Origin of the sequence: Arthrobacter crystallopoietes (assembly GCF_017603825.1) — a bacterium.
Classification (GTDB): Bacteria; Actinomycetota; Actinomycetes; order Actinomycetales; family Micrococcaceae; genus Crystallibacter; species Crystallibacter crystallopoietes_B.
The window spans coordinates 38232-65146 of sequence record NZ_CP072014.1 but is presented as its reverse complement, the minus strand read 5'-3'; the positions used below and the strand labels follow the sequence as shown (position 1 = coordinate 65146).

Annotated in this window: 27 protein-coding genes and 1 tRNA gene; 15 read left to right on the top strand and 13 right to left on the bottom strand. The window is 64.8% G+C overall.

Annotated elements, in window-relative coordinates; translation table 11 throughout:
• Positions 1–30: 30 nt before the first annotated feature.
• Entirely contained in the window at positions 31–762 is a 732-nt protein-coding gene (locus J5251_RS00340) for an alpha/beta fold hydrolase (protein WP_139004475.1), read from the bottom strand.
• A 330-nt stretch (positions 763–1092) separates the two neighbouring features.
• On the opposite strand from J5251_RS00340, the gene J5251_RS00335 reads away from it, so the two are divergent.
• From J5251_RS00335 to J5251_RS00315, 5 genes are all read left to right on the top strand, one after another.
• On the top strand, positions 1093–2064 hold the full coding sequence (locus tag J5251_RS00335) for a FecCD family ABC transporter permease (protein ID WP_432264416.1): 972 nt from the start codon (positions 1093–1095) through the stop codon (positions 2062–2064).
• A 221-nt stretch (positions 2065–2285) separates the two neighbouring features.
• Positions 2286–3278 (top strand): FecCD family ABC transporter permease, encoded by a 993-nt coding sequence (locus J5251_RS00330; RefSeq protein ID WP_208575999.1) that lies wholly within the window; start codon positions 2286–2288, stop codon positions 3276–3278.
• A 1-nt stretch (position 3279) separates the two neighbouring features.
• A complete protein-coding gene (locus tag J5251_RS00325; RefSeq protein WP_139004476.1) occupies positions 3280–4095 on the top strand; it encodes an ABC transporter ATP-binding protein in 816 nt (271 codons plus the stop codon).
• A 37-nt stretch (positions 4096–4132) separates the two neighbouring features.
• Positions 4133–5131 (top strand): siderophore-interacting protein, encoded by a 999-nt coding sequence (locus J5251_RS00320; RefSeq protein WP_139004477.1) that lies wholly within the window; start codon positions 4133–4135, stop codon positions 5129–5131.
• 49 nt (positions 5132–5180) lie between these two features.
• Positions 5181–5519, top strand: coding sequence for a YnfA family protein (locus tag J5251_RS00315; protein ID WP_139004478.1), 339 nt, complete (start codon positions 5181–5183; stop codon positions 5517–5519).
• A 21-nt stretch (positions 5520–5540) separates the two neighbouring features.
• Here the strand turns inward: J5251_RS00315 and J5251_RS00310 are convergent, their stop codons facing one another.
• The 3 genes from J5251_RS00310 to J5251_RS00300 all read right to left on the bottom strand — a co-directional run bounded on the left by J5251_RS00310 (position 5541) and on the right by J5251_RS00300 (position 8151).
• Positions 5541–5705 (bottom strand): hypothetical protein, encoded by a 165-nt coding sequence (locus J5251_RS00310; protein ID WP_208574913.1) that lies wholly within the window; start codon positions 5703–5705, stop codon positions 5541–5543.
• Positions 5705–6667 carry an FG-GAP repeat domain-containing protein gene (locus J5251_RS00305; protein WP_208574912.1) on the bottom strand — a complete coding sequence of 321 codons (963 nt, stop codon included), beginning with the start codon at positions 6665–6667 and terminating at the stop codon, positions 5705–5707. Before J5251_RS00305 ends, J5251_RS00310 begins: the two co-directional genes overlap by 1 nt.
• Before the next feature lie 197 nt (positions 6668–6864).
• Complete coding sequence (locus tag J5251_RS00300; protein ID WP_208574911.1) at positions 6865–8151, bottom strand: MFS transporter; 1287 nt, start codon at positions 8149–8151, stop codon at positions 6865–6867.
• Positions 8152–8169: 18 nt separating this feature from the next.
• Here J5251_RS00300 and J5251_RS20220 point away from each other — a divergent pair, with 18 nt between their 5' ends.
• The 9 genes from J5251_RS20220 (at position 8170) to J5251_RS00255 (ending at position 16576) form a co-directional block, all read left to right on the top strand.
• Positions 8170–9210, top strand: a complete 1041-nt coding sequence (locus J5251_RS20220; protein ID WP_208574910.1) for a LysR family transcriptional regulator — start codon at positions 8170–8172, stop codon at positions 9208–9210.
• Positions 9207–9980, top strand: coding sequence for an SGNH/GDSL hydrolase family protein (locus J5251_RS00290; RefSeq protein ID WP_208574909.1), 774 nt, complete (start codon positions 9207–9209; stop codon positions 9978–9980). Before J5251_RS20220 ends, J5251_RS00290 begins: the two co-directional genes overlap by 4 nt.
• 93 nt (positions 9981–10073) lie before the next feature.
• A complete protein-coding gene (locus tag J5251_RS00285) occupies positions 10074–10565 on the top strand; it encodes a MarR family winged helix-turn-helix transcriptional regulator (RefSeq protein WP_139004483.1) in 492 nt (163 codons plus the stop codon).
• Positions 10566–10990: 425 nt separating this feature from the next.
• A complete protein-coding gene (gene rpmB / locus J5251_RS00280; RefSeq protein ID WP_074701032.1) occupies positions 10991–11227 on the top strand; it encodes a 50S ribosomal protein L28 in 237 nt (78 codons plus the stop codon).
• Positions 11227–11394 carry a 50S ribosomal protein L33 gene (gene rpmG / locus J5251_RS00275; RefSeq protein ID WP_005266311.1) on the top strand — a complete coding sequence of 56 codons (168 nt, stop codon included), beginning with the start codon at positions 11227–11229 and terminating at the stop codon, positions 11392–11394. Before rpmB ends, rpmG begins: the two co-directional genes overlap by 1 nt.
• Positions 11395–11397: 3 nt before the next feature.
• Positions 11398–11703 (top strand): 30S ribosomal protein S14, encoded by a 306-nt coding sequence (gene rpsN, locus J5251_RS00270; RefSeq protein ID WP_074701033.1) that lies wholly within the window; start codon positions 11398–11400, stop codon positions 11701–11703.
• A 265-nt stretch (positions 11704–11968) separates the two neighbouring features.
• Positions 11969–12256 carry an HU family DNA-binding protein gene (locus J5251_RS00265; RefSeq protein ID WP_074701034.1) on the top strand — a complete coding sequence of 96 codons (288 nt, stop codon included), beginning with the start codon at positions 11969–11971 and terminating at the stop codon, positions 12254–12256.
• Positions 12257–12380: 124 nt separating this feature from the next.
• Positions 12381–14537, top strand: coding sequence for a cytochrome c oxidase assembly protein (locus J5251_RS00260; protein ID WP_139004484.1), 2157 nt, complete (start codon positions 12381–12383; stop codon positions 14535–14537).
• Positions 14534–16576, top strand: a complete 2043-nt coding sequence (locus J5251_RS00255; RefSeq protein WP_139004485.1) for an NHL domain-containing thioredoxin family protein — start codon at positions 14534–14536, stop codon at positions 16574–16576. The genes J5251_RS00260 and J5251_RS00255 overlap by 4 nt, the downstream gene beginning before the upstream one ends.
• Before the next feature lie 134 nt (positions 16577–16710).
• Here J5251_RS00255 and J5251_RS00250 read toward each other — a convergent pair whose 3' ends face one another.
• From J5251_RS00250 to panD, 4 genes are all read right to left on the bottom strand, one after another.
• Positions 16711–17697, bottom strand: coding sequence for a hypothetical protein (locus J5251_RS00250; protein WP_240792986.1), 987 nt, complete (start codon positions 17695–17697; stop codon positions 16711–16713).
• 76 nt (positions 17698–17773) lie between these two features.
• Positions 17774–19564 carry a helicase HerA-like domain-containing protein gene (locus tag J5251_RS00245; RefSeq protein WP_208574908.1) on the bottom strand — a complete coding sequence of 597 codons (1791 nt, stop codon included), beginning with the start codon at positions 19562–19564 and terminating at the stop codon, positions 17774–17776.
• A 67-nt stretch (positions 19565–19631) separates the two neighbouring features.
• Positions 19632–20558 carry an AEC family transporter gene (locus J5251_RS00240; protein ID WP_139004487.1) on the bottom strand — a complete coding sequence of 309 codons (927 nt, stop codon included), beginning with the start codon at positions 20556–20558 and terminating at the stop codon, positions 19632–19634.
• Between the two features lie 18 nt (positions 20559–20576).
• A complete protein-coding gene (panD, locus tag J5251_RS00235; protein ID WP_171059299.1) occupies positions 20577–20990 on the bottom strand; it encodes an aspartate 1-decarboxylase in 414 nt (137 codons plus the stop codon).
• A 175-nt stretch (positions 20991–21165) separates the two neighbouring features.
• Between panD and J5251_RS00230 the strand changes: the two genes are divergently transcribed.
• The gene (locus J5251_RS00230) at positions 21166–22203 is read left to right on the top strand and encodes a hypothetical protein (RefSeq protein WP_208574907.1); all 1038 of its coding nucleotides are present in this window, start codon (positions 21166–21168) and stop codon (positions 22201–22203) included.
• A gap of 79 nt (positions 22204–22282) precedes the next feature.
• On the opposite strand, the gene J5251_RS00225 is transcribed toward J5251_RS00230, so the two are convergent.
• The 5 genes from J5251_RS00225 to J5251_RS00205 form a co-directional block, all read right to left on the bottom strand.
• A tRNA-Gly gene (locus tag J5251_RS00225) sits at positions 22283–22356 on the bottom strand.
• A 109-nt stretch (positions 22357–22465) separates the two neighbouring features.
• Positions 22466–23734: an ABC transporter ATP-binding protein gene (locus J5251_RS00220; protein WP_208574906.1), complete on the bottom strand. Its 1269-nt coding sequence runs from the start codon at positions 23732–23734 to the stop codon at positions 22466–22468.
• Between the two features lie 28 nt (positions 23735–23762).
• Positions 23763–24605 carry a carbohydrate ABC transporter permease gene (locus tag J5251_RS00215; RefSeq protein WP_208574905.1) on the bottom strand — a complete coding sequence of 281 codons (843 nt, stop codon included), beginning with the start codon at positions 24603–24605 and terminating at the stop codon, positions 23763–23765.
• On the bottom strand, positions 24605–25567 hold the full coding sequence (locus J5251_RS00210; protein ID WP_208574904.1) for a carbohydrate ABC transporter permease: 963 nt from the start codon (positions 25565–25567) through the stop codon (positions 24605–24607). The genes J5251_RS00215 and J5251_RS00210 overlap by 1 nt, the downstream gene beginning before the upstream one ends.
• Positions 25564–26883: a sugar ABC transporter substrate-binding protein gene (locus J5251_RS00205; RefSeq protein ID WP_139004492.1), complete on the bottom strand. Its 1320-nt coding sequence runs from the start codon at positions 26881–26883 to the stop codon at positions 25564–25566. Before J5251_RS00205 ends, J5251_RS00210 begins: the two co-directional genes overlap by 4 nt.
• Positions 26884–26915: the final 32 nt, after the last annotated feature.

Genomic DNA, 26915 nt, shown 5'->3' with positions numbered 1-26915 from the left:
GCCGGGCCGGCGTTTCAGTCCCTCCGCCGCTCAGTCCTCGGCCGCTGCCAGTAGGTCCAGGATGGCCGCGGCGCAGGCTTCGGGTTGTTCCCAATGCACAAGATGGCCGGCTTCCGGAATCAGTGCATGGCGCCACATGGGGTGGGCGGCAAGGAAATCCTGCACGATGTCCGGCGGGCGTGTGGCATCCCGGACTCCGGTGACAACCAGGGTAGGGGCCGTGATTTTGTCGGGTACTTCCTCCGCCGCGCCGGTCAGGCCGGCCAGCATGCTCGAACGTACGACGGCGGCCGGCAGCCGGAAGGGGGCCAGAAACCTTTCGAGGTCGGCACCTTGCGGCACGTTTCCGCCACGGAACCAGGCTGCGATCATTTCTTCGGCGGCTTCCTCGCCCGGCTGCTCCGGTCCGCCAAACAGACGGGTGAGGCGCTCCACGGTTGCCTGCGACGGTTTGACCGGGACCATCCCTGCCAACGTGAGCGACGCCGTCGTACGCGGAAAGCGGGCCGCGATGGTGGCCGCGATGCTGCCGCCGAGCGAGTGGCCCACCCAATGTACCGGTCCGCCGGCGGCGAATCTGAACGCGAAGTCCGCGGCGACGTTTTCCACCGTCCACTCAAAATCCGGCTCCAGCGGCCCGCTGTAGCCCGGCAAGTCCAGGATCAGCACCTCGTGCCCGGCCTCGCGCAGATAGCCGGCGAGCGGATTCCAGTAGCTGGCGGGGCAGGCCCAGCCGTGCAGCAGGACGAACGGTGCGGACATGTTTCGAGTATGCCCGAGTCGGGTGTCCGGCGGCCGATTTGCGGGGGAGTGGCGGAAGACCGGGGGCGCGGGAAGCCAAGCCCATGCAAATATCTGCCGCCAATTAGAGCAGTAAATCGTTTCTTAATCTGGGCCACAGTAGGCTAGCCTTACTTAAGTCTTTTTCGGTAGGTCAGGAGGTGGACTGTGGGAGCAGGGGTGTCGGTGCCGGCCCGTATCAATCAGCGCCCCCGCGGTCCAGTGCCCGAAGGCGCTTCCGTTGGCTCCGAACGTCTCGCCGCCGCACCCCAGAAGCCGGCGAAGTCCGGAAATCGCCGCGCGCTTGCGGGCATCCCGGTGGTGCTGGTGGTCCTCGCTCTGGTGTGCTTCGCCTCGCTGGCCTTCGGCGCCCGGCCGATAAGCTTCGAAACGCTCATCGCGGCGCTGACGGATTTCGATCCGGCCAACGGCGACCATGCAGTGGTGCACTCGCGCATTCCGCGGACCGTAACGGCCCTGCTGGTCGGTGCGGCCCTCGGCGTGGCCGGCGCCGCAATGCAGGGCGTGGCCCGGAACCCGCTCGCCGACCCGGGCATTCTCGGGGTAAATGCCGGCGCGGCGCTGGCAGTGGTTACGGGCATCTACGTCTTCGGCATCAGCAGCCTGAGCGGCTACATCTGGTTCGCCTTCGTCGGCGCGGCGGTTGCCGCCGTCGTTGTTTATGGCATTGCCAGCCTGGGCCGCGAAGGCGCGACGCCGATCAAGCTGGCGCTCGCCGGCGCAGCGCTCACCGCCGGCCTCAGTTCGCTCATGAACGCCATTCTGGTCAGCAGCCAGGACACGCTGGAGGCCTTCCGGTTCTGGCAGGTCGGCAACGTCAGCGGACGCGGCTGGGACGTCATCCTGCCCGTCATTCCGTTTGTAGCGGTCGGACTGCTGATCACGCTGCTCACCGGCCGGATCCTGAACAACCTTTCGCTGGGCGACGATGTGGCGCGCGGGCTCGGGCAGAAGGTTGGCCTCTCCCGCGCCATCACTGCCCTCGGGGTGGTCATCCTGTGCGGTGCGGCGACGGCACTGGCCGGGCCGATTGCCTTCGTGGGGCTGGTCATTCCGCACGTAGTTCGCGCGTTCACCGGGCCGGACTACCGCTGGATCCTGCCGTTCTCGCTGGTGCTGGCGCCGGTACTGCTGCTTGGTGCGGACATCGTGGGCCGGCTGATCGCGCTGCCCGGCGAGGTCCAGGCCGGCATCATGACCGCCATCATCGGTGCGCCCGTCTTCATCTGGCTGGTCCGGCGGCGGAAGGCGGCAGGACTGTGAGCAAGGTTCTGCACGATGTGGATGCGGCCGATGCTGTGAAGGCGGGAACGCGAGATCGTTCCTTGGCTAAGGCACCGTCCCTCGCGCAAGGAACGCCGTACCGCGAGGGACGATCTGGCGCAGGGGAGGCCGGCGCGGGGTCCACGGACAAGCGTGCCTCCGGGCTAAAGCGCCCCACCGGCCGCCAGCACCATTCCGGCCGCCAGCGCCGGCGCCGTGTTGTGGTCGCCGCCTTGGTCGCCGCCGTCGTCGTTCTCTTCTTTGTCAATGTCCTGCTGGGCAGCTACACCGTGACCATTCCCGACTTTTTCCGCCTGCTCGGCGGTGCGGACATTCCGGGCGCGAGTTTCATCGTGATGGAGAACAAGCTGCCGCGGGCGGTGACCGGAACGCTGATCGGTGTGGCGTTCGGCCTGGCGGGTGCGATTTTCCAGACCATGCTGCGCAACCCGCTGGCCAGCCCGGACATCATCGGAATCAGCTACGGTGCCAGTGCTTCGGCCGTGGCGGCCATGGTGATCTTCGGGCTGACCGGCGTGACCGTCTCTGTCGCCGCGATGATTGGCGCTCTGGCGATCGCCCTGCTGATCTATCTGGTGTCGCACCGTTCCGGGGCCTCCGGTGGGGCCAGCGCGCGGCTGATCCTGATCGGTATCGGGTTCGCCGCCATCATGCAGGCCGTGGTCGGCTACCTGATGACACGCACCGATACCCGCACGGCGCAGGGCGCGCTGGTCTGGCTCAACGGCTCGCTGAACTCCAGCAACTGGGACCGTGTGGCCGTGCTCGCCGCCAGCCTGGTGCTGCTGCTTCCGGCCGTGGCGATGCTCTCGCGCAGCCTCCGCGGGCTGGAAATGGGCGACGATGCCGCCGCCGGCCTGGGCGTTCGCGTGGGCCCTGCGCGGCTGGGGCTGGTGGTCACGGCCGTGCTGTTGGCCGCCGTCGCTACTGCTGCAGCCGGTCCCGTAGCTTTCGTGGCGTTCCTGGCCGGGCCGATTGCCCGCCGGCTGCTGGGCGGCGCCGGTTCGCTGGTGGCCGCGGGCGGTGTCGGCGCGGTGATAGTGCTCGCCGCGGATTTCGCCGCCGCCAACCTGATTCCCATGTTCCTGACCAACGGCACGGCTTTGCCGGTGGGAGTGGTGACCGGTGCACTCGGCGCGCCGTTCCTGCTCTGGCTGCTGGTCACTACCAACCGCGTCGGCCGAGGAGGCTAAAATGCGCACGCTCCAGTCCCGGAACCTCACCCTTGGCTATGACCAGCGCACGGTGGTGCAGGATCTCACGGTGGAACTGCCGGCGGGGCAGGTGTCCATCATCGTGGGCGCCAACGCCTGCGGGAAGTCCACCTTGCTTCGCGGGCTCGCCCGGCTGCTCAAGCCCACCGCCGGCACGGTGATGCTGGACGGCAAGGACATCCACGCCCGCTCCACGCGCGAGGTGGCCCGGGTCCTCGGCCTGCTCCCGCAGACGCCCACGGCGCCGGACGGGATCAGCGTCGCCGAACTGGTGGGCCGCGGCCGCTATCCGCATCAGGGCTGGTTCCGGCAATGGACTGCCAAGGACGACGACGCCGTGAACGCGGCCATGGCGGCAACGGACACGGATGAGCTGGCCGGGCGGGACGTGGACGAGCTCTCCGGCGGCCAGCGCCAGCGGGTCTGGATTGCGATGGCCCTGGCCCAGGAAACGGACATCCTGCTGCTGGATGAGCCCACCACCTTCCTGGACGTCACGCACCAGATCGAAGTGCTGGATCTGGTCACGGACCTGAACCGGCGCAAGGGCACCACCGTGGCCATTGTGCTGCACGACCTGAACCTGGCCGCGCGCTACGCCGACCATCTGATCGCCATGAAGGCCGGCGAAGTGGTGGCCGAGGGGCCGCCGTCGGACGTCGTGACCGAGCAACTGGTGTCCGACGTTTTCGGGCTCGAATCCCGGGTGATTCCCGATCCGGTGTCCGGCACGCCGATGGTCGTCCCGGTAGGACGCCACCACAGCAACGGCGGCAGCATGCCGTCCGCAGCATGACCGCCGCCAAGCACGCCCCTTCGAACGGAGAATCACGATGACGGCACTCGCCACCGAAACAGCAGTCACCCCCGTCCTGGCTTTCGACGTCGACGTCGCAGCCGTGCGGGAACTGTCGCCGAACTTCCGCCGGATCACCTTTACCGGAGAAGGTCTCAGGCTTTTCGGCGTCGACGGCCCCACGCTGGACCTGCGCATCAAGGTGGTCGTGCCCGCCCTGGACGCGGCCGGTCGCGAGATCCCGCTGCCGACGTTCGGCGACCCCCAAGCGCCGGAATCCGGCCCGGGCGCCACCGCGCTGACCGGAGGCTGGTACCAGCACTGGCTGTCCCTGGACGAGCGCACGCGCGGCTCCATGCGCACCTACACGGTCCGGGACTTCCGCTCCGGCCAGACCCCGGAGCTCGACGTCGACTTCGTGATGCATTTCGATGCCGATGGCAAGGGCGGGCCGGCTTCGATGTGGGCGGACCGCGCGGTGGCCGGGGACCGGGTGACGATCATCGGGCCCAACGCAGGGGCCGTCAATTGCACCACGGCCAAGAACTATGGCGGCATCGAGTGGCGTCCCGGACTGGCATCGCACGTGCTGCTGGCAGGCGATGAAACCGCTGTCCCGGCGATCGCCGCCATCCTGGCCGCGCTGCCGGCGGACATGACCGGGAACGCCATCCTCGAAGTGCCCGATGCCGCGGACTTCCAGGAGCTGGTGACAGCGGCAAACATCGAATTCAGCTGGCTGGCGCGCGGTGACCGCCCGCATGGCGAGCTGCTCGATGCTGCGGTGCGGGACGCCGTCGTTGTTCCCGGGGCCGGCCTGCGGCAAGGCGAGGGCGACGAGCCCGAGGACGTCGACATCGACAACGTGATCCTGTGGGAAACCACGGTGGAATCTACCCGCCCGTTCTACGCCTGGATCGCCGGCGAGGCGGCGGTCATCCGGGAACTGCGGCGTTACCTGGTGCGCGACGTCGGCATCGACCGCAAGCAGGTGGCCTTCATGGGTTACTGGCGGCAGGGCAAGGCCGAAGCCTGAGGTTCATGCGGTTGGACTCCCGCTGCCTGGCGTGGGCGAGAATTGAAGCATGACCATCGCCAAGTCCGTCCTGCTCTTCGCCCTGGCCGCCCTCGCCGAGATCGGCGGCGCATGGCTGATCTGGCAGGCGGTGCGTGAAGACCGGGCCTGGTGGTTTGCCGGGCTGGGAGTCATGGCCTTGGGTGCCTACGGCTTCATCGCCGCGTTCCAGCCCGATGCCAACTTCGGCCGAGTGCTGGCCGGCTACGGCGGGATTTTTATTGCCGGCTCGCTGGCCTGGGGCATGGTGATGGACGGTTTCCGGCCGGACCGCTGGGACTATATCGGCGCCGCGATTGCTCTGGCCGGCGTGGCGGTACTCATGTATGCCCCGCGCGACGGCGCCTGACCCGGGTCGAACTCGGCCTGCTCAGAACAGCTCCACCACACGCCGCCCGGCAAGGCCCAGCGGCACCGGCAAACCTATTGTGCCGTCGCCCGTGCCCGGCAGCAGCAGCAGCCTCCCGGCCGGGTCGAGAACAATCAGGTCGGGCGTTCCGTCCGCATTGAAGTCGCCGGGCGTGGCAACGGACATCACCCTGAACCGCACTCTTCCCGCGGGCACGGGGTCCTCGACCTGCCCGCTCCCGGTCCCGGCCAGCAGCCAGAATCTGCCGGCAGCGTCCGAGACATGATGTCGGCCGTTCCATCGCCGTCGAAGTCCCCGGGGGAGAACAAATGGGCCGGCGGGCGTCTGCCGTGCAGGATCAGTGTCCGCGGCCGCAGGCCAGTCGCGCCTCCCCGATGCAGCCACAGCGCCCCGCTGTCGTCGCCGGTAATGACGTCGGCTCGGGAATCGCCGTCGAAATCGCCGGGCAGGAAGAAATCGCGCACACCGGACCAGCCCGAGCCTAATACCCGGAGCCGCTTGGTCCCGCCGTAACCGTCGCCGGGATGCAGCAACAGCACGCCGTTCCGGTGCAGGGTGAGGATGTCATGACGCCCGTCGCCGTCGAAATCGCCTGCCGAGTCCATCGCCCTGGCCTTGGGCCACTTCCCGGTGCCGGTACTCGCTGTTCCCAGCCGGCCACCCGAGGTTGACGGAACAAACCAGAGCGATCCGTCACGGGTGCGGGCAAAGAACTCGCTCCGGTTCTGCGCGGAGAAGGTCCGCGAGTAGACCCGGACCGGCCGGGCCGGTGCGGGCGTCGTTTCATAGTCGTCCGCTGAAGCTTCGACATTCCCGGTGAGGGTCACACCGCGCCAGTCCGGCGTCAGGGACAAGACCCGGTGGTGGCCGTCGGGGTTCCCGTCCCATGTGTCCCGCCAGCTGTAGTCGTAGGTGAGGACGGAGCCCGGCGCGGAGAATTCGAAGCCTTCCAAAGACAGCTCCCCGCCGACCACAGGCTCGCCTGCAATTACCGGCGGCGAGACAATTTCGATGTCCCGCGGCACCAGTCCGACGGCGGGCACGACGGAAACGGCGGCGGTGGCGGCACGTGCAGAGGATGAGGGCGGATTCCCTGCTCCAAAGCCGGCTGCGGCACAAACAGGCACAGGACGCAGACAATTCCGGCCAGTCGGCGCTGGCCGCCCCGGGCGTGTACATGCGCCATGTCCGTTCCCCGCAGGAAGCTGTCCGGATCCGCCTGCCCCGGAGCTATCAGAAGTACTTCCTCCAGCGTACGCCGCGCCTCCTTGGCCGGGAACGGGCACGGAAGGTGGATGTGAAGCACAGCCTCAAATGGCGCCAACTACTCCGCTAGGCGCGCGTGATTGTCCCCAACTATCGGGCGGGGCCGCGACTCCATATCCAGCAGCCGGAATCGAAACAGCGCAGCAACACCAGCAAGCGGACCAACGACGAGGACGAGGAAAGCGTACTGCCACCCCACCAGCATGGCGATGATTGGAACGATCTGAATGGACGCGATCGTGACGAGGAATCCGAGGGCAGTTTGGATCGTCAGGGCGGTACCGACATGCTCAGGTTCAGTCACTTCGCTCAAGAGCGCGGAGAACACTCCAGAGTCAGCGATCACTGCAGCGCCCCAAAGGGAAAAGAATACGATCAGGACAGGCCGGGAGACATCAAAGAAAGCCACAGAGAGGATGCAACAACCACCGCTGAGAGCAAGAGAAAGTCCTGCCGTCACTGCGCGACCGTGGCGGTCAGCGGCCCAACCTCCAAGCACGCAGCCGACCACGCCGGCGACGCCCAGGCAGAAAAATACCGTGGCACTGACCGATGAGCCCGGGTGGGAAGTCTGACTCTGCGATGCCAGCATGAAAGAAGGCAGCCACGTCCACAACGCGTAGAGTTCCCACATGTGCCCGTAATAACTGATGTTGACCAGCCGCTGGGCACGATTGCGAAGCATGCGCAGCACGAACCCAGGGTCGAGGCTAACTGAACGGCTTTCAAACAGAGGCCCAGGCCGAACAGCCGCCGCGCACAGCATGCCCCCGGCCAGGGTTACGCCAGCAACTACGAGAAGAACTGCTTCCCAGGGAAGCTGAAAAGCACCGATCAAGTGCGGCAACGTAGACCCCAGCGTGAGTGCGCCGATCAACAGCCCGAAGGCCCGTCCCCGTTGAACCGGACTTGACCAGGACGCCATTAGCTTCATCCCCACCGGGTAGACCCCAGCCAGAAAAATCCCTGTGGCAAACCGCAAGAGGACCGCGCTGACAAACCCCTCGGTCCACAGCGCAAAGACAACTGTGGCAGCGGCGGCACCGCAGGCTGACCATGCGAGTAACCAGTCCGACCGCACACGGTCGGCAAGGTTGGTCAGTGCAGAAACCGTTGCACCCAGCACAAAGCCGACCTGGGTTGATGCAGTAACCCATACGGCGGCTGCAGGGCTGATTTGCCACTCGAGCTGAAGTGAGGGAACAACTGCCGAAGCCGAAAACCATACAGTCAGGGCCATGACCTGGACCCCGGCAATCAGCGCCCGTTGTTTGGGTGCCCCTTTGCCGAGCTGGCCCGTCAGTTTGCCTGGGTCACTTCGATCCGCGGTAGCTTCGCCACTCATAGCGGCAATGCTTCCGCCATGTACGCGGAACGGCTACGAAGTTCTGGTTACCAGGTGACAATGCAGGCTTGTGGCCGCTTGGTACGGTTGCCAGATGGAGGGAGGGCGTTCATGGATCTTGACTTGGAAACCTTGAGGCTCTTGGAGAATATCAACCGGACGGGAAGCCTCCGCCGCGCAGCAGAAAGTGCCGGGGTTACCCAGCAAGCGGTCTCGGCACGTATCCAGCTTGCAGAACGCCGCCTTGGGCGGGCACTTGTTCATCGTTCACGCAGCGGTTCAGAACTGACGGACGACGGTAAGCTCGTGATCGAGTGGGCCAGGCCCCTCCTGGAAGCCGCTGACATCTTTGCAGCGTCTGTACGGACACTCCGCAGCAAAGCCGATATTTGCGTGGCCGCCAGCCAGTCAATTTCAGAGCAACTGCTGCCTGGGTGGATGGATGCACTCAGACAGGCCCCGGATGCTCCCACGGTCCGTCTCATTTCCGGCAGCAGCGCAGACGTCATCAAGCGAGTACGTGGACACGTGGCGACCCTAGGATTTATCGAGGCGCCCGAAGTGCCGACTGACCTTGCCTCGCAGCGGATCCGGAGCGATCCGCTCGCCGTCGTAGTCTCCCCGGACCACCCATGGGCCGGACAAGGCCGCGTTATTCCACCAGCAGAACTGGCCCGCACGCCTTTGATCTGTGACGACAAGGGGTCCGGTCGCTGCACTCTCGAACTGGCACTGCATGCCGCTGAAGTCGACGGTAGCTTGGCGCCACCGGCCGCTATCATGACAGGAACTGGCGCGATTGCCGGTGCTGCCGCTAGTGGTATTGCGCCCGTCGTCGTGAGCCGCTCATTGGTCCGCCCCCATCTCGACAGCGGCGCTCTGGTTGAAGTTGAAATCGAGGGCATACAGCTCTACCGCCCGTTCACCATGGTCTGGACCGGACAACCCGCGCGGACTTCGGCCGCCCACAAGTTCCTCTCCATCATCACGAGCCGGACGGATGCTGGTACCACTCGAACCAACAGGCACACCGGCGGGTTTGTTAATCTGTCAGGGTGACTTTTACTCAACGGTTTGTGGCCCTCGGAGACTCGTTCACGGAAGGCGTCGGGGACAATGACCCACAGTTGCCCAACGGGGTGCGCGGCTGGGCGGACAGGGTGGCCGAGCAGCTGATGCTGGCGGACCAGGGCTGGGGCTATGCGAATCTGGCGATCCGCGGAAAGAAGATCCGGCAGGTTCTCGCCGAACAGATTGAACCTGCCCTGGCACTGAACCCCACTCTCGTGACCATCTACGCCGGCGGCAATGACATCCTGCGTCCCAGTGTGGACATCGACGAACTCATGAAAGAGTATGACCGCGGCATCGCCAGACTCGCGCAGTCCGGCGCCGACGTCGTGATGTTTACCGGTTTTGATTCCGCCGGGTCGGCCGTTTTCGGCAAGACCCGGGGCCGCACGGCGATCTACAACGAGTGGGTACGTGAAATCGCGGAGAAGCACGGCGCGCGGATTGTGGACTACTGGCGGATGCGGGAGTTCCAGGACTGGCGGTATTGGGACGAAGACCGGCTCCATATGTCCGCCGCTGGCCACACCCTCATGGCCAAGCGGGTGCTGGAGACGTTGCAGGCCGATGATCTCATCGAGCTTCCGGAGCTTCCGGCCCTGGGCACGCTGACGCGGCGTGAATCGCTGGTGGCCAACGCCCGCTGGGCCCGGGAGTACGTTGGGCCCTGGATTGCCCGCCGAGTGCGCGGCGTTTCCTCCGGCGACAGCCTGGCGCCGAAATACCCGCAACTCGCCAGCCTGGATTTGCGGGTGTAGCCGCGCCGCTTCGGTCAGGTTCCCGGGATCTGGCACCCGCCGCCGGAGCAGGGCTGAAAAGTTGAATCATCAAGTATGTGGCAGAATAGAGGTATGACTTCTGCACGTTGGCTTGATCCCGAAGAACGCCAGGCTTGGCTCGCCTTGCTGGCTGTCACCACCCTGCTGCCAGGCAACCTGGACGGCGCTTTGCAGCGTGAGGCCAAAGTCACGCTCTTCGACTACAACGTCCTGGCCATGCTCTCCGAAGCGGAGGACCGTTCATTGCCGATGAGTGAGCTGGCTTCACGCACCTACTCGTCCCTGTCCCGGCTCTCCCATGTGGTCAAGAAGCTGGAACTGCGCGGCTGGGTCAAGCGCAGCCCCTGCGCCGAGGATGCCCGGGTGACCATGGCCACCCTGACCGAAGACGGCTACTCCGCTATCGAGCAGCTTGCCCCGGCACACGTCGAGTCCGTTCGGGACGCGGTTTTTGACGGGCTCGACCACAAGGATGTTGCCGATCTGGAGCGGTTGGGTAAGAAAATCGTCCAGCGGCTGGAGCCGAGCAGTTGGGTACTGCGCGAACCCCGCATCAACAGCTGAGCCCGCAGGCACCGGACGCGTATCACCTGAAGTGTCCCCGGTTTGGCTGAAACGCCGCTGGGCCCTAAGATGGAGTGGTGTTAAGTCACGCAACCTGCGGGTTGCCCGTGTCGGCTGGGCAGGAATGTGCAGTTGGTCCAGGTCAGTCGGTAAGTTGCGTGAATTCCCGTGTCAACCTAGAATTTAAGGCTGTTGCTGAGCCGGTCCCTTCGGGGACCAGCGGTAGGCAGCGCCTGGACTTCACCGTCTTCCCCGCGGCGAGGCACTTCGGCTGGATCTCACCCCGCCTGGTTCACCTCCGGAAAGTCGCAGTAATAACGGTGTCAAAACTGGTGACGGGCGCTCTTACACGCAGATTCAGAGGCAGCTACACCGCTGTATCTGTGCAGGTCCGTCAATATTTACTAAAACTTGGAGGAGAGATCATGGCAGCTCATTGCCAGGTGACCGGAGCCGTACCCGGCTTTGGCCACAGCATTTCGCACTCGCACCGCCGCAACAAGCGCCGGTTCGATCCGAATATCCAGAAGAAGCGCTACTGGGTTCCGTCCCTGCGCCGCAACGTCACGCTGCAGCTTTCTGCCCGCGGCATCAAGACCATCGACGTCCGCGGTATTGACGCCGTCGTCGGCGAACTGATCGCGAAGGGTGTGAAGCTCTAGTGGCAAAGGACAAGGACGTACGTCCCATCATCAAGCTGAAGTCCACTGCGGGCACCGGCTTCACCTACGTCACGCGGAAGAACCGTCGTAACGACCCGGACCGTCTGGTCCTGAAGAAGTACGACCCGAAGATCCGCAAGCACGTCGAATTCCGAGAGGAGCGCTAAGACATGGCAAAGAAGTCCAAGATTGCTCGCAACGAGCAGCGCAAGGTCATCGTCGAGCGCTACGCCGAAAAGCGCCTTGAACTGAAGAAGACCCTGGTTGACGAAAACGCAACCGACGAGGCACGCGAAGCAGCCCGCCTGGGCCTGCAGAAGCTGCCCCGCAACGCTTCTCCGGTCCGCCTGCGCAACCGCGACCAGATCGACGGTCGTCCCCGCGGCACCCTCCAGAAGTTCGGCATTTCCCGTGTTCGCTTCCGCAACATGGCGCATGCCGGCGAACTGCCGGGCATCAAGAAGTCCAGCTGGTAAAAACCGGCAGGCAATAGCCTCATGAAAGGCGGCGGTCTTCGGACCGCCGCCTTTTCGCGTGTTCAGCCCGGTTTCGGCAGGTGATTATCGGGCTGAACCGACCAAACGTCGCCAAAACTGGCAGATTCCCCACAATTTCGGGGAAAAATCGCCAGATCACGCGGAATTTGCCGGAACTTGGCGGCGTAACTGGTAAGTTTTCGGACAGAAGCTTTTCACGACCGTGCAAGGCTCTAATAACCGAAGTAGTCCAGGAGGACATAAATTGGCTATCAACCGTAGTGAACTGGTCGCAGCAGTAGCAGAGAAGGCTGGCACCAGCCAGACTGCAGTGAACGGCGTTCTGGACGCTGTCTTCGACATTTTCGCAACCTCCGTTGCCAAGGGTGAGAAGATCACCATCCCCGGCTGGCTCGCCGTTGAGCGCACCGACCGTGCAGCCCGCACCGGCCGCAACCCGCAGACCGGCGAAACCATCCAGATCGCCGCAGGCCACAGCGTCAAGCTGACCGCAGGTTCGAAGCTGAAGGCTGCCGTCTCCAACAAGAAGTAGACTAAACGGACTTCTTACAAGGCCGCTGCCGGATCCCGGCGGCGGCCTTGTCATTTAAACCCAAGGACCGGAAGGTAGGGTGCTGCTGCGCGCAGATTGGCCGAAATTCTACTGGGGGTAGAGAATGGATACCGTGTCAGCACCATCAGCAAAGCAGTCTTCCCAGCAGCCCGCCGCCGGGGAGCCGCCGCGTCCTGCCGCGATCACGGCCGAGGGTATCGGCAAGCTATGGCTCCTTGCTGCAGCCGCAGTCGTCGTGCTTGCCCTCGTCGCCGCCCTGATCTACTCCGGTGCCGCAGCTACCCGCCAGCTCTCGGACCCTGGAGCGCTCACGCGCTGGGGTCTGCCCGCGGCGAAAGCTGTCCACAACCTCGCGCTGGCGGCCGTGATCGGCTCTCTGGTGTTCGCGGTGGCCATTGTGCCCAAGCGCCTGCGACGCTCGCGCAAGTCGGACCATGAGGACGACAGTCCGGAGCACCCGGCGTTCACCCGCGTACTGGCCCTTGCCGCTGGAGCGGCAATTGTGTGGACGCTGGCCGCCGTCGCTGTGCTGGTGCTGTCCTTCTCCGATATTTCCGGTTTGCCGCTGAGCGGAGATGCCGGATACACCTCGGCGCTGGTCGGCTACATGACGGACATCGCCACCGGGCAAGCCTGGCTTGCCATTACGATTGTCGCCGCGATCGTGGCCACCCTGACCTTCGGCGTCCGCTCGCTGACCGCACTGGCATTTACACTCGTGCTGGCGACCGTAGGCGGCCTGCTGCCCATGGCACTGACCGGCCACTCCGCCGGCGGCGACGACCACTACGGCGCGGTCAACTCCATCGGCCTGCACCTGCTGGGCGTCTGCCTCTGGGTGGGCGGGCTGATTGCCCTCGCCTTCCTGTCTGGCACGCTTGGCTCCAAGGACATCACCAAGCAGGTGCTCAAACGCTATTCGGCGCTGGCCCTGATCAGTTTCTTCCTGGTCTTCTTTTCCGGCCTGATCAACGCGGGCATCCGAATTACCTCGCTGGACCAGATCGCCAGCGACTATGGGGCCCTCGTTGTCTTCAAGACGCTGGCAACGCTGCTGCTGGGCGCCATTGGCTTCATGCACCGGCAGTGGATCGTGCCGCAGCTGGGGACCAAATCAGCGGCGCGGGTGCTGTGGCAGTTGATCGCCGTCGAACTGCTGATCATGGGCGCCATCTCCGGCGTGGCCGTCGCGCTGGCCAGGACCGCGCCGCCGACACCCGAGGAACTGCCGCCGGACGCATCGCCGGCCCGCATCCTGACCGGCTACGATCTTCCGCCCGAACTCGCTGGCTCCGCGTGGATCACCACCTGGCGCTGGGACTGGCTCTGGGTGGCCTTCACCTTGATCGTGGGCATCGCCTACCTCATCGGCGTGGTGCGGGTCCGCCGGCGCGGGGATTCCTGGCCGATTGCCCGCGCTGCCAGCTGGATTGTGGGACTGCTGGCGCTGACGTACGTTACCTCCGGTGCGCCGGCGGTCTACGGCATGGTGCTGTTCAGCGCCCATATGCTGGACCATATGGCGCTGACCATGGTGGTGCCGCTGTTCCTGGTGCTAGGCGCGCCGGTGACGCTGGCGCTTAAGGCCCTGCCGCCACGGCAGGACGGCAGCCGGGGTCCGCGCGAATGGATCCTGTGGCTAGTCCACTCGACCTTCTCCAAGGTCATCACGCACCCGCTCTTTGCCGCCGCCAACTTCGCCGGCTCCATCATCATCTTCTACTACTCGCCGGCCTTCAGCTTCGCCCTGCACGAGCATGTGGGACACGAGCTGATGAACGTCCATTTCCTGCTCACCGGCTACCTGTTTGTCCTGTCGATGATCGGCCAGGACCCGGTGCCGTACCGCGCGCCGTTCCCGCTGCGGCTGGTCCTGCTCTTCGCGACCATGGCCTTCCACGCGTTCTTCGGGGTTGCCCTGACGAGTTCGACGTCGCTGCTGCAGGCCTCGTGGTTCGGCAGCATGGGCCGGGACTGGGGACTTTCGGCCATGGAGGACCAGCGCCTCGGCGGCGCCATCATGTGGGGAGTCGGAGAAATACCGACGCTCTGCGTGGCCATCGGCGTGGCCCTGATGTGGTCACGAACGGACGCACGGGAAACAAAGCGTAAAGATCGGGCCGCTGACAGGAATAAGGATGCGGAGCTGGCTGCTTATAACGATATGTTTGCCAGACTGGCACAGCGGGACGAGCAGGTAACACGTACCCCGTCCCAGGCCCCCACAGATTCCAGCCGGAACCAAGGAGATACCCCATGACCGAGGCAGCCGAGACGTCCATCCGCACCAATTACCGCGTGCGGGCGTCCGAACTGGTGGGCCGCAACTGGCTCAATACCGGCGGCAAGCAGCTGGGACTGGAGGATCTGCGCGGCAAGATCGTTTTGCTCGACTTCTGGACCTTCTGCTGCATCAACTGCCTGCACGTGCTGGATGAACTGCGGCCGCTGGAGGAGAAGTACCGGGACGTGCTGGTCACCGTGGGCGTGCACTCGCCCAAGTTCGAACACGAGGCGGATCCGGTGGCCCTGGCTGCCGCCGTCGAACGCTATGAGATCCACCACCCGGTGCTGGACGATCCGGAGCTGGACACCTGGCAGGCCTATTCCGCCCGCGCTTGGCCCACCCTGGTTGTTGTCGACCCGGAAGGCTACATCGTGGCCCATCTGTCGGGCGAAGGCCATGCCGGCGGACTCGAGTCGCTGGTGGAAGAGCTGATCGCCGAACACGAGGCCAAGGGAACCCTGCACCGCGGCGACGGCCCCTACGTGCCGGCCGAAACCACCGCCGGTGTCCTGCGCTTCCCGGGCAAGCTTGTCCCGCTGCCGGACGGTGTTGGCTCCGCCGGCGAAACGTTCCTGGTTTCCGACACCGGGCACCACCGGCTGGTGGAACTGGCGGCGGACCTGGACACCGTGCTGAATATTTACGGCTCGGGGGAGAAAGGCTGGCAGGACGGCTCGGCGGATGCCGCGCGCTTCAACGAGCCCCAAGGCCTGGCGCTGCTGCCCGAAGACGTACGCGCAAAGGCCGGGTACGACGTCGTCATTGCCGACTCTGTTAACCACCGTTTGCGGGGACTCACCCTAGCGACCGGCGCCGTGGACACCATCGCCGGCAACGGCGTCCAGCGCCTGCTGGATGCGGAAAACCAGCGCGCGGCCGCGTCCCTGGCCGAGGCAGGGCCGGGCTCCGTGGCAGATGAGGCCGCCTCTGGCGAAGACCTCGGCGAGGAACTCGCGGAGGTGCTGGCTACAGCTTCCTCCTCGCTGGGGGAGGACCCGCTGGCCGTCTCGCTCAGTTCGCCTTGGGACGTGTTGTGGTCCACCGCGCTGAACAAGGTTGTGGTGGCCATGGCCGGCGTGCACCAGATCTTCTCCTTCGACCCGGCCAACGGGCAGGTAGCTGTCCTGGCCGGCACCGGCTTGGAAGGCCTGCAGGACGGCGAGGCTACCGCGGCCTGGTTCGCGCAGTCCTCCGGCCTGGCCCAGGACGCCAACGGCAGCATCTGGGTCGCAGACTCGGAGACGTCCGCGCTGCGCGTCATCTCCTTCCCCGAGGTCAAGGGCAGCGAGCGCGTGCAGGTGCAGACCGCCATCGGTACCGGGCTCTTTGATTTCGGTTTCCGCGACGGCGATGCCGAAGAGGCACGCCTGCAGCATCCGCTGGGCGTGACCGTGCTTCCCGACGGCTCTGTGGCCGTGGCCGACACCTACAACGGCGCGGTCCGCCGCTACGATCCCGCCACCGGGACCGTTTCCACGCTGGCCCGCGGCTTCGCCGAGCCCTCCGACGTGCTGATGGACACCTCCGCGGTGGCGGACGGGGGAGAGCCGCTGCTCATTGTGGTCGAGGCCAACAAGCACCAGCTGGTCCGCATCCCCCTCCCCAAGGAAGCGCTAACCGTGGACGAGGGTGCCTCGCAGACGCAGCGGCCGAAGACCGAGGTCTCGGCCGGTCCGCTGGCGCTGACCGTGCGGTTCGCCGCGCCCAAGGGGCAGAAGCTCGATGACCGTTGGGGCGATCCCACCCAGCTGAAGATCTCCTCCTCGCCGGAGAACCTGCTGGTGTCCGGCGGCGGCACGTCCGTGGGCCTGGTCCGCGAGCTGGTACTGGCTGAAGACGTTCCCGAAGGCGTCCTGCACATCACCGCCCGCGCGGCAGCTTGCGACGGCGAGCCCGGGGGCGAAATTCCCGACCACGCGGCTTGCCACCTGTACCAGCAGGACTGGGGCATTCCGGTAGTGCTGGGTAGCGGCAGCGGCGAGCTGACGCTGGACCTGCGCGGGCTGGACTAAAGAGAACGGTGCCGAGCGGCGCCCGGGGACTGCCGACGGCGGTACCCGGGCGCCGTCGTCGTTAGCAGGTTGCAGCAGTGAGGTAATCCCAGGCAGGCCTCCGCCGCGAGGCGGGGACGGCTGCGGTTGGCGGCTCAGTACTCCACAACGGGGGTGAGCGTGACGTTGCCGTCATTGACGGCGAGGCTGCCGGTGAAGGTGAAGTCCTGCTCCAGCTCGCGAGGAACGGCCTGGCCGGTGAAGAGATCGATCTCCACCACATTGAGCTTCGCAGTCCCGGTCAGCGGCTTCATGACCCAGGTGCCGTTGCTGGGCTCGATCGTTACCTCGGGGTAGTCCACGATGTCCCAGTTGATGCTGTCGTCCTGAACGCGGTTCATGGCCTGGCTGAAGGGGCAGCCGGCCGGCTGCAGTACCTTCTGCTCGGCGCAGCCGTCAAGGAAGCCGCGGACCTGCGCCGTGACTTCTTCCACGAGCTTGGGTGTTGCCTGCGTGGACAAGGACAGCCGGGCCTCGGCTGCCTCGGCCGGTTCGGTTACCACGGATTCCACGGCGGGAGCGGCAAAGAACTGGCTGGTGTAGTGCGCTTCGAAGGTGCCGGGCACAAAGACCGAGAACTCGCCTTTGCCTTTCGGCAGGGCAACGCGGGTGCCGTTGAGCGAGGCTTCGTCCTCATTCACCACGCTGATGTCGAGTGTGGGCAGCGTGGTGGGAACAAAGGCCCACTGGTTGAAGAACAGCCAACTGGTGCCGGACTTCTCCAGCTCGAAGGTCGTGGTCTGTTTGGTTCCGTCAATCGTGTAGTGGACGGGCAGTTCCACCCGGTTGCTGTCGATCTCCACGGGCTCGCCCACATCCAGATCTTCCAGGTCCGCCACGGATTGCTTGAGGGCGGGGCCGTCCAGCAAAGCCGCGTTGGCGTCCGGAACGGTGGCGTTCAGCAGCCCCAGCGCCTTGGACCCGTCGCCGTCCCGCAGGGCGTCGATATACGCACGGACCTGATGCTGAGGACTGTAGACATTGGCGTTAACCAGCACCACGGTCAGCACGGCGGCGGCTATGGCAAGCATTAAACAGAGCAGCCATGCAGCCACCGTCTTGAGCACCGTCGAATTTCCCACGCTCTTACGTTACCTGTTGGCGGGGCAGGAACCTTGACCGCTGTTAGCTACGTTACGCCCCGGCAAGGCAAGGCAACTACCAACGACGACGACGGCGCCGAGTGCCGAAGAGCCCGCGGACCAGTTCGCGTCCTAGAACCGTAGCCGCCTGGACGGCCACGTCCTTGATCAGATCCGCCGTGTCGTCCTTCTTGCCCGGCTTCCCGGACTGCCCCGGAGCCTGCCGCTCCGGGGCACGCCGTTCACGAGCAGGCTGCCCGGCTCCCGGCACAGGCGGATAATCCGGCGGCGGGGACGGTGTACTTGTTGCGGGGCGGCTCGACGGCCGGCCGAGGATGGCCTCCTCGATGCGGCGTGCTTCGGCATCGATATCCGCTTGCGTCCGCGGGACGGAGGCGCCGTTATTATCAGCGCGCGTGCCGCCGTGAGTGCCGGAGCCATCGTCGCCGATTCGCCCGGCTTTGGTGGCGGTGACGCTCCCGGAGCTGCCGGATCCGCCGTCGTGGTTAGGAGCAGGAATTCCGCGGAGCTTTTCGAAGGCGGAGTGGCTGTCCACGGCCGGCGCGTATACGGGCAGCAGCCGCGATTCCTGCACGATCCTGTCAACGGTGGCGACAGGCGAGGGGCCGATCGTGGATTCCGGCGCACAGATCTTGGTCCAGGCGACGGGTGACGGAGCGCCTCGCTCGGTCATCACCGTGACCACAGCCTCCCCGGTGCCGGCATTGGTCAGCACTTCCTCCAGGTCGTAGGCGCTGGACGGGAACGTGGACACCGTGGCTCTGAGGGCTTTGGCATCGTCGGGCGTAAACGCGCGCAGGGCATGCTGGATCCGGTTTGCCAGCTGGCCGAGCACCTCGGACGGCACATCCTTGGGCGTCTGGGTGACGAAGAAGATCCCTACGCCCTTGGACCGGATCAGCCGGACGGTCGTCATGATGGATTCGAGGAACGCGTCCGAGGCGTTGCGGAAGAGCAGGTGCGCCTCGTCAAGGAAGAACACGAGCTTGGGCTTCTCGGTGTCGCCGACCTCGGGCAGCTCGGCGAAGAGGTCCGCGATCAGCCACATCAGGAATGTAGAGAAAAGCGCAGGCCGCGCCAGCAGGGTCGGCAGTTCCAGGCAGGAGATGATGCCGCGGCCATCCTCGGCCAGCCGGAGGAACTCCGTGGTGTCGAACTCGGTTTCGCCGAAGAACTTGTCCATGCCCTGCGCTTCGAGCGTGACGAGTTCGCGCAGGATGACGCCGGCGGTGGACCTGGACAGGCCTCCCAGAGCCTCCAGCGAGTCCTTGCCCTTGTCCGAGGTGAGGAACGAGATCACGGCGCGCAGATCCGCCAGGTTGTAGAGTTCCAGGCCGTTCTTGTCCGCATAGTAGAAGACCAGCTGGAGGCTGGACTCCTGTGTTTCGTTCAGACCCATCACCCGGGCCAGCAGCAGCGGCCCAAAATCGGAAATCCTGGCCCGGACGGGTACACCTTTGCCATCGCCGCCCAGGGAGAAGTACTCCGCCGGAAAGGCCTTGGCGCTCCAGTCCTGGCCGACGCTTTGCGTGCGCTGGCGCAACCTGTCGCTGCCGGCGGCCGGAGTGGAGAGCCCGGTCAAATCCCCTTTGATATCGGCGAGGAAAACCGGCACGCCGTGGGCGGACAGCTGCTCGGCCATGACCTGCAAGGTGACGGTCTTGCCGGTTCCCGTGGCGCCCGAGACCAGCCCATGCCGGTTCATCATCGCGATCGGCAGCCGCACAGGCGCGTCCGGATGGATTTCGCCGTCGAGCATTGCGGCGCCCAAATGCACGGCCGGGCCGTCGGACGAGTAGCCCTTGCGGATCTTGTCCAGATGTCCGTCAGCGGGAGTCATCACCATAAACGCCAGCCTACACAGCCTGCGCCGGTTGGCGGCATGCCGCTAAAGACCCATGACGCTCGGCGGGTCAGGCCAGCAGCGCCGCCAGCCCCATCATGGCCGGCACTGCAACGATCGTGGTCAACAGGACGGTGTCTTTGGCAATGACGATGCCGCGCTCATAGCGCTGTGCCGTCACAAAGACGTTCTGGGCGGTGGGCAAAGCGGCAAGCACGACGGCGGAAAACAGCAGGTGCCCCTCCATCCCCAAGGCGAAACGCGCCACCAGATACGCGACGGCCGGTTGCAGCACCAGCTTGAAAGCCGATCCGAGCACCACGTCGACCCTGCGCCCGCCGCCGGCCTGCAAGGGTTTGGAGCCGTTGAGGGAAATGCCGAAGGCGATCAGCATCGCCGGCACCGCTGCTCCGCCGATCAGCCGGATGGGTTCCATGACCAGTTCCGGCGGCTGCCAGCCGGTGGCCGCGAGCAGCAGACCGATCCCGGTGCCGATGATCATCGGGTTGCGGACAATCTGGAACAGGAAGCTGAAAACAGTGGTCCGGTGCCGGCTGGTATTCGAATCCAGCAGCATCAGGAAAACCGGCGAGAAGAAAGCCAACTGGAAGATCAGGACCGGCGCCACCAAGGTGGCATCCCCGAGCACGTAGGCGGCAACTGGCAGACCGAGATTGGCCGAATTGACCAGCGAGGAAGACATGGAGCCGATCAGCGCATCGGAGAGGTCCCGTTTCAGCGACAGCCGGGCGATCAGCAGGAACACGATGGCCGTGACGACTGCGCTGGCCGCTGCGACGATCAGAGTATCGGAAAAAATGACTGCCAGGTCGGAGCGGCTCAGGGTCTCCAGCAGCAGGCATGGGCTGGCTACAAAGAAGGCCAACCGGCTCAACGCACGGCTGCCTTCGGGGCCGAGCACGTTGGCACGCCCGACCGCGAAGCCGGTCAGGATCACCACCCAGACAACGGAAAAGCCGGCGATGACCCCCAGCACGGCGGCGGTTCCGCGCCCTTACTTAATGGCGAACGGCGGGCGCATCAGGCCTTCGGTAAGAGCCTCGGCCGGATCCGTGCCCAGCTCGAGGATCTTGTTGGAGGCATCCACATGGACCACGGTGGGCACATAGGTCTTGGCTTCATCGGTGGTCATGTCCGCATAGGTGATGAGGATGACGGTATCGCCCTCATGCACCAGGTGCGCGGCGGGGCCGTTGATGCCCATGACCCCGGAGCCGCGTTCGCCGGCGATGGTATAGGTCTCCAGCCGGGCGCCATTGGTGACGTCCACAATGGAGACCAGCTCGCCTGGGAGGATGTCCGCGGCATCGAGCAGGTCGAGGTCAACGGTGACGGAACCGACATAGTGCAGATCGGCATGCGTGACCGTGGCGCGGTGGATCTTGGACTTGAACATTTTGCGGTTCATCGCCTTTAAGTTTAGCGGTAGCGGAGGGAAAACCTACGTTGTGTTGCGGCCGTCCGGCACACCGGCCCCACTTGCTGGCCTGCGTCCGGGGCCGGGACTAGGGTAGACGCAACAGGAGCACAAGCCTGCCGTAGCCAAGCGGCGATGGTAGCCATCGAAGCAGGAGGCCCGCAAGATGAGCGAAGACAAGGACCGGGACAAGAACGACGACGGCGCTCACCGGGGGAGCGAGAACCCCCTGTGGCAGGAGCAAGTAGCGGAATCCGGACGGCCGCCCGTGAACGAAGCGGACACGGCCGCACACACCTCCGTGTTGCATACCGCCGGTGGAAATGACCGGACCGCTGCCGGTGCCGAAAGCACGGAAACGAGACCAATTGACCGGCCAGCAGCACCGGTGGCCAGTTCCGGTACCTCAGGGACATCAGGCAGCAACGACACGACCGTCCTTGGTACCTCAGGAACCCCAGGCAGCAATGACACGACCGTCCTGAACACCTCCGGCGCGGCCGCAGCCGCTCCGACTCGCCGGCGTATCAGCGCTGAACGGGCTTATACCGGTGACCAGGCCGACGCCGACGAGCAGTCCGGCGATGAGTACCCGGCGCGGGATACCAACGCCTACCGGCCTGTGACGCCGCTGGACCGCGAGGCCGTGTTCGTGCGGCAGCGTGACGCGTTCGGGGGAGTGAAGCTGGGCTCCGCGTTTTTCGGGTGGCTCAGTGCCAGCGGCATGATCTTCCTGCTGCTGTCCATCACAACGGGTATTGCCTTTGCCTTTGGCATCACTGCCCTCAATGATGTCCAGAATCCGGAGGCGCTGGCCTCCGGCGGTGCGGCCGCGGCTATACCTGCCGCCGTTGTGCTGGGCGTCATTCTGCTGCTGTCCTATTTCGCCGGCGGTTACGTTGCCGGGCGGATGGCGCGCTTTGATGGCGTCCGTCAGGGATTGGCGGTATGGCTCTGGGGAATCGTGATGGCCGTCGTGGCCGGCGTCGTCGGCTTGGCAACCGGCGGTATGGATCTGATCAATTCGTTTACCGGCAATTCGGCCGTGTCTGCTGCGATCCAGGATCTGACGGTTCCGGGGCTGATTGCATTGGCAATCGTGCTGGTGCTGACGTTGGGCGGGGCTTTGCTGGGCGGGATGGCTGGAATGCGCTTCCACCGCAGGGTGGACCGGGCCGGATTCGGTCCGGATAAGGAATACTGAGCGGCCCACGCGCCGGGGCCCGAAACCGGCCCCGGCCGCTGTTCCTGCAATGGCCCCCACGGAGCAGACGCGGGAAAATTGGAGCGGGCGACGGGAATCGAACCCGCGTATCAAGCTTGGGAAGCTAGCGCTCTACCATTGAGCTACGCCCGCACGGGGACTAGCCAATAATCTGGCTAATAATCCCGACGAAAACAACGAGATTCAGCTTACCCCAGCCTTGGCCAACCGCGGAATTGCGACATGCAGGCGGTGCAGGGGTTCAGGACGCCCGTTGCTTTGTCGCCGCATCCCGCTCCCTGGCGTCGGCGATTTCCTCGGCCCGCGCAGTGTTAGCTTCTTCGGTCAGCGCGGCTCCTGCCGCGGCGTCCCGGGTCAGATTTTCGCCGGTTCCCGGATCGAACAGGTGGATCTTGCGGGTATCCAGCCACAGTTCGGCCGGCCGGCCACCGCGGATCCTGCTGGCAGCGTCGAGGGTGACCACGATCTGCGGCCTGAGCTCATCGGCGTCCATCTCGCGGGCGAGGTTGTCCAGGAGGTCGCGGACCTCAGGATCAGGGTCGAATTTGATGTAGCCGTACTGTTCGTTACCCAGCCACTCGGTGTGTGTCAGCTCCGCTGTGAAGGTGGAGCCGTGGTGGCGCTTGGCCTCATCCACCATGCTCGCGTCTTCGAAGTACTCCGGACGGACACCTACCAGGACCACGCGCTTGCCCTCTGCGACCCGGACTTTCTCTTCCGATACTTCAATGTCCCCAACGGGAGTCTTGAGCTTGTTTCCTTCCAGCGTTGCGGGCAGGAAGTTCATTGACGGCGAGCCGATGAAGCCGGCGACAAACAGATTGACCGGCTGCTCGTACAGTTCGCGCGGCGACGCAATCTGCTGCAGTTCGCCCTTCTTCAGCACGGCAACCCGGTCGCCCAAGGTCATGGCCTCGGTCTGGTCGTGGGTGACATAGACGGAGGTAACCCCGAGCCGGCGCTGCATCTGGGAGATTTCGGAACGCATCTGGCCGCGCAGCTTCGCGTCCAGGTTGGACAGCGGCTCATCGAACAGGAAGGCATCGGCCTGCCGCACGATGGCACGGCCCATCGCTACCCGTTGCCGTTGGCCGCCGGAGAGGTTTCCGGGCTTGCGCTGCAGGTGGTCCGTCAGCTCCAGGGTCTTGGCAGCCTCGGTCACCAGCCGCTGGACCTCATCCTCGCTGTGCCGTCCTTTGGCCAGCCGGAGCGGAAAGGCGATGTTTTCGAACACCGTCAGGTGCGGGTACAGAGCGTAGTTCTGGAACACCATGGCCAGATTGCGATCGCGCGGTGCCTTCTCGTTTACGCGCTTGCCATTGATCAGCAGGTCCCCGGAGGTAATGTCTTCCAGACCCACGATCATCCTAAGCAGGGTGGACTTGCCGCAGCCGGAAGGCCCGACGAGGATGATGAATTCGCCGTCGGCAATGTCGATGCTGACGTCGTTCACGGCGGGGAAGCCGTCCCCGTACTGCTTGACGAGGTTGTTCAAAGTAATCGAGGCCATGGTCGAATCCTTTTCTATGCGCGGCGGGTCAGCCCTTGACGGCGCCTTGGGTCAGGCCTGAGACAATCTGGCGCTGGAAGAGCAGCACCAGCAGGACAATTGGAATGGTGACAATAATGGCCGCCGCGGAGATGGCTCCGGTGGGTTCCTCGAATTGCGAGGCACCGGTGAAGAACGCCAGTGCCGCCGGTACCGGCCGGGCGGCCTCCGTCGAGGTCAGGGAGATGCCGTAGACGAAATCGTTCCAGGCGATGAAAAAGGCGATGATCGCCGTCGTAAATACGCCCGGGGCTGCCAGCGGAACAATCGCCTTGCGGAACGCCTGCCAGGTGGTGGCGCCGTCAACCTGTGCCGCCTGCTCCAACTCCCAAGGGATCTGCCGGAAGAACGCCGCCAACGTCCAGATGGAGATCGGCAGCGTCAACGACAGATAGGGGATGATCAGTCCGGGCCAGGTGTCGTAGAGGCCGATATTCCGCCAGAGGTTGAACAGCGGGGTCACGATCGAGATGACCGGGAAGATGGAGACCGCCAGCGCGGTAGTGAGGATCATCTTCTTGCCGGGGAAGTCCAGGCGTGCGATTGCGTAGGCGCATAAGGTCGCCAGGACGACGGCGATGAAGGTGGCGATCAAGGCGATGCCGATCGAGTTGCGCAGCGAACTGAGGAAGAGGCCCTGGGCGTCGCCGACCAAAATCTGTTCGTAGTTGACCGTGCTCCATTCAGTGGGCAGGAACTTGCCCGTGGTCAGGTCGCTTGGCTGCTTGAAGGAGGTCGCGAGGATGGAAGCCACCGGGAACAGCGCGTACAGCAGAACGAGCACGGAAATGACCGCCCACGTCACCCTTTCCTTGGTCGATGAATTCTTCATTACTTACTCCCTCGTGCGCCGGCAAGGTCGACCTTGAACAGCTTGATGGCTATGAAGCAGATCAGCAGAACGCAGATAAACAGCAGGACGGAGACGGCCGAACCCATGCCGATCTCCAGCCGGCTGATGGACGTGCGGTAGGCAAGCAGTGATAGGACTTCAGTGCCGAATGCCCCGTTGGTCATGATGAACACATTGTCGAAAATGCGGAATGCATCCAGCGCCCGGAAGAGTACTGCGACCATGATGGCTGCCTTCATGTTCGGCAGGATCACCCGGCTCATCCGTTCCCACCAAGTGGCGCCGTCCACCTCCGCTGCTTCCGTCAGTTCGTCCGGAACCTGGGCAAGCCCGGCCAGCAACAGCAGCGAAATGAACGGGGTGGTCTTCCAGATCTCCGAGGCCATGATGACAAAGAGCGAGGACCAGGTGCCGGCAAACCAGTTCAGGTCCGGATCGACGCCGGGCACCCAGTCGAACCAGTTGTTGATGTAGCCGGAATTGATGTCAAAGGCATAGAACCAGGCGAAGGCCGAGACCACCGTGATGATGCCGTACGGCACGAGGATGGCAGTGCGCAGCAGCCCTCGCACGGACTTGAGCGCTTTGTGCATGACAAGCGCCAGCGCGAAACCGAGGATGAGCTCAACCACCACCGTTACGACCGTGATCAGGAGCGTGACGCCCAGATCCCGCCACCAGACAAAGTCGGTGAGGATAACGCCGTAATTGCCCAGTCCGATGAACTCCCGCTCGGACGGTGCAGTCAGGCGGTAGTTGAACAGCGAGTCATAGGCGGCCTGGACGATGGGGTAGGCCGTAACGGCGAGCATGACAACGAACGCCGGACCGGCCAGCAGCCAGCCCAGCCGCCGCTCGCCCCTGGCCCGTTCGCTGTACGGCTGCGCCGCCCGCTTCTTGTTTCCAGTAGCCGGACTACTTGTTTTGACCTGGGTACTCACAGCAGGCTCTCCCCTCGGAGTACTGCAAGGATGAATTCGGCAGTCTGCTCCGGAGTGGTTGCCGGAACGACGGATCCGGGCGGCGCCCAGTTCTGCTGCAACCCGATGGAGACCTCGTTGTAGTACGGGGTCTGCGGCCGAGGTGCAGAAAGTTCGAGGGACTCCCGGATGGTGTCAGCCATAGGGAAAGCCTCTTCGATCCGGGGATCTTCGTAGGCTTGGGTGTTCGACGGCGGGTTGCCGTTGGTGATGAAGTATTCGGCCTGGTTCTCCGGGGAGACTATGCATTCGATAGCTTGGTAGGCCAATTCCGGATGTTGGCTCGCCGCGCCGACGCCGAGATTGATGCCTCCCAGCGGAGGCGCAGCCGGTTCGTTTTCATCGACCCGGGGATAGGTCGTCCAGCCGATGTCCTCGATCAGCTCTTCATCCAGCGAGCCTGCCTCAACGGCACTGTTGGTGGCTGGCCAGACAAACGGCCAGTTCACCATGAACGAGCCGTTGTCGCCTTGGAACAGGATCATGGAGAAGTTCTCGTCTTGGGTGGCCAGGCCGGGACCACCGAGCCCTTCGTCGCCGATCGTCGACACGATTTCCGCGGCCTTCGTTCCGGCCTCGGAGGCCAGGCCGAGCTCGACTTCCGCGGCAGGGGCTTCCGGGTTTTGGATGATCTGCCCGCCGCCGGATTCAATCAGCGCATTGACCCAGACGGTCATCGATTCCCCGCGCTGGCCCTGGACGCCCAGAAACTTGTCCTGGCTTGCCGCGGCATCCATGATCTGCTGCCACGTCACCGGCTGGCTCATGTCCAGTCCGGCTGCTTCCGCCACCGACTTGCGGTACCACAGCAGCTGGGTGTTGGCCCAGAAGGGAACGGTGACCAGTTCGTCCTTCCACTGTGCACCGGCCAAGGCGCCCTCGACCACGTTTTCCGTGGTCCGTTGGGCCACGTCCTCCGGTACAGGAGCCAGGAAACCCGGCTCCGCGAGTTCAGGGATGAAAGGTGGGTCCAGGCTCATGATGTCAAGGGAGGAATCTCCGGCTGCGAGCCGCCGCGCCAGCTGCTCGCGTTGCGAGGCCGCGTCGTTGGGGAGCAGCGAGGTTTCTATCCGGTAGGCGCCGCCGGAATCGGCGGTACATCTTTCGGCGATGGCGGCCTGGCCGCCGTCGTCGGGGTTGATGTACCAGGTCAGCGTCGGTACATTTTCCGTTTCGCTGCAACCGCTCAAAAGCATGGCGCCCAAGGCCAGTGTTACTCCGGCCAGGGCGCGCGGTTTCTTGCGGTTCCGGGGCTCAAACCTCTCGTGCTGTGGCATCGGTACTGCGCCTCCACATCCTCGTAGACGCT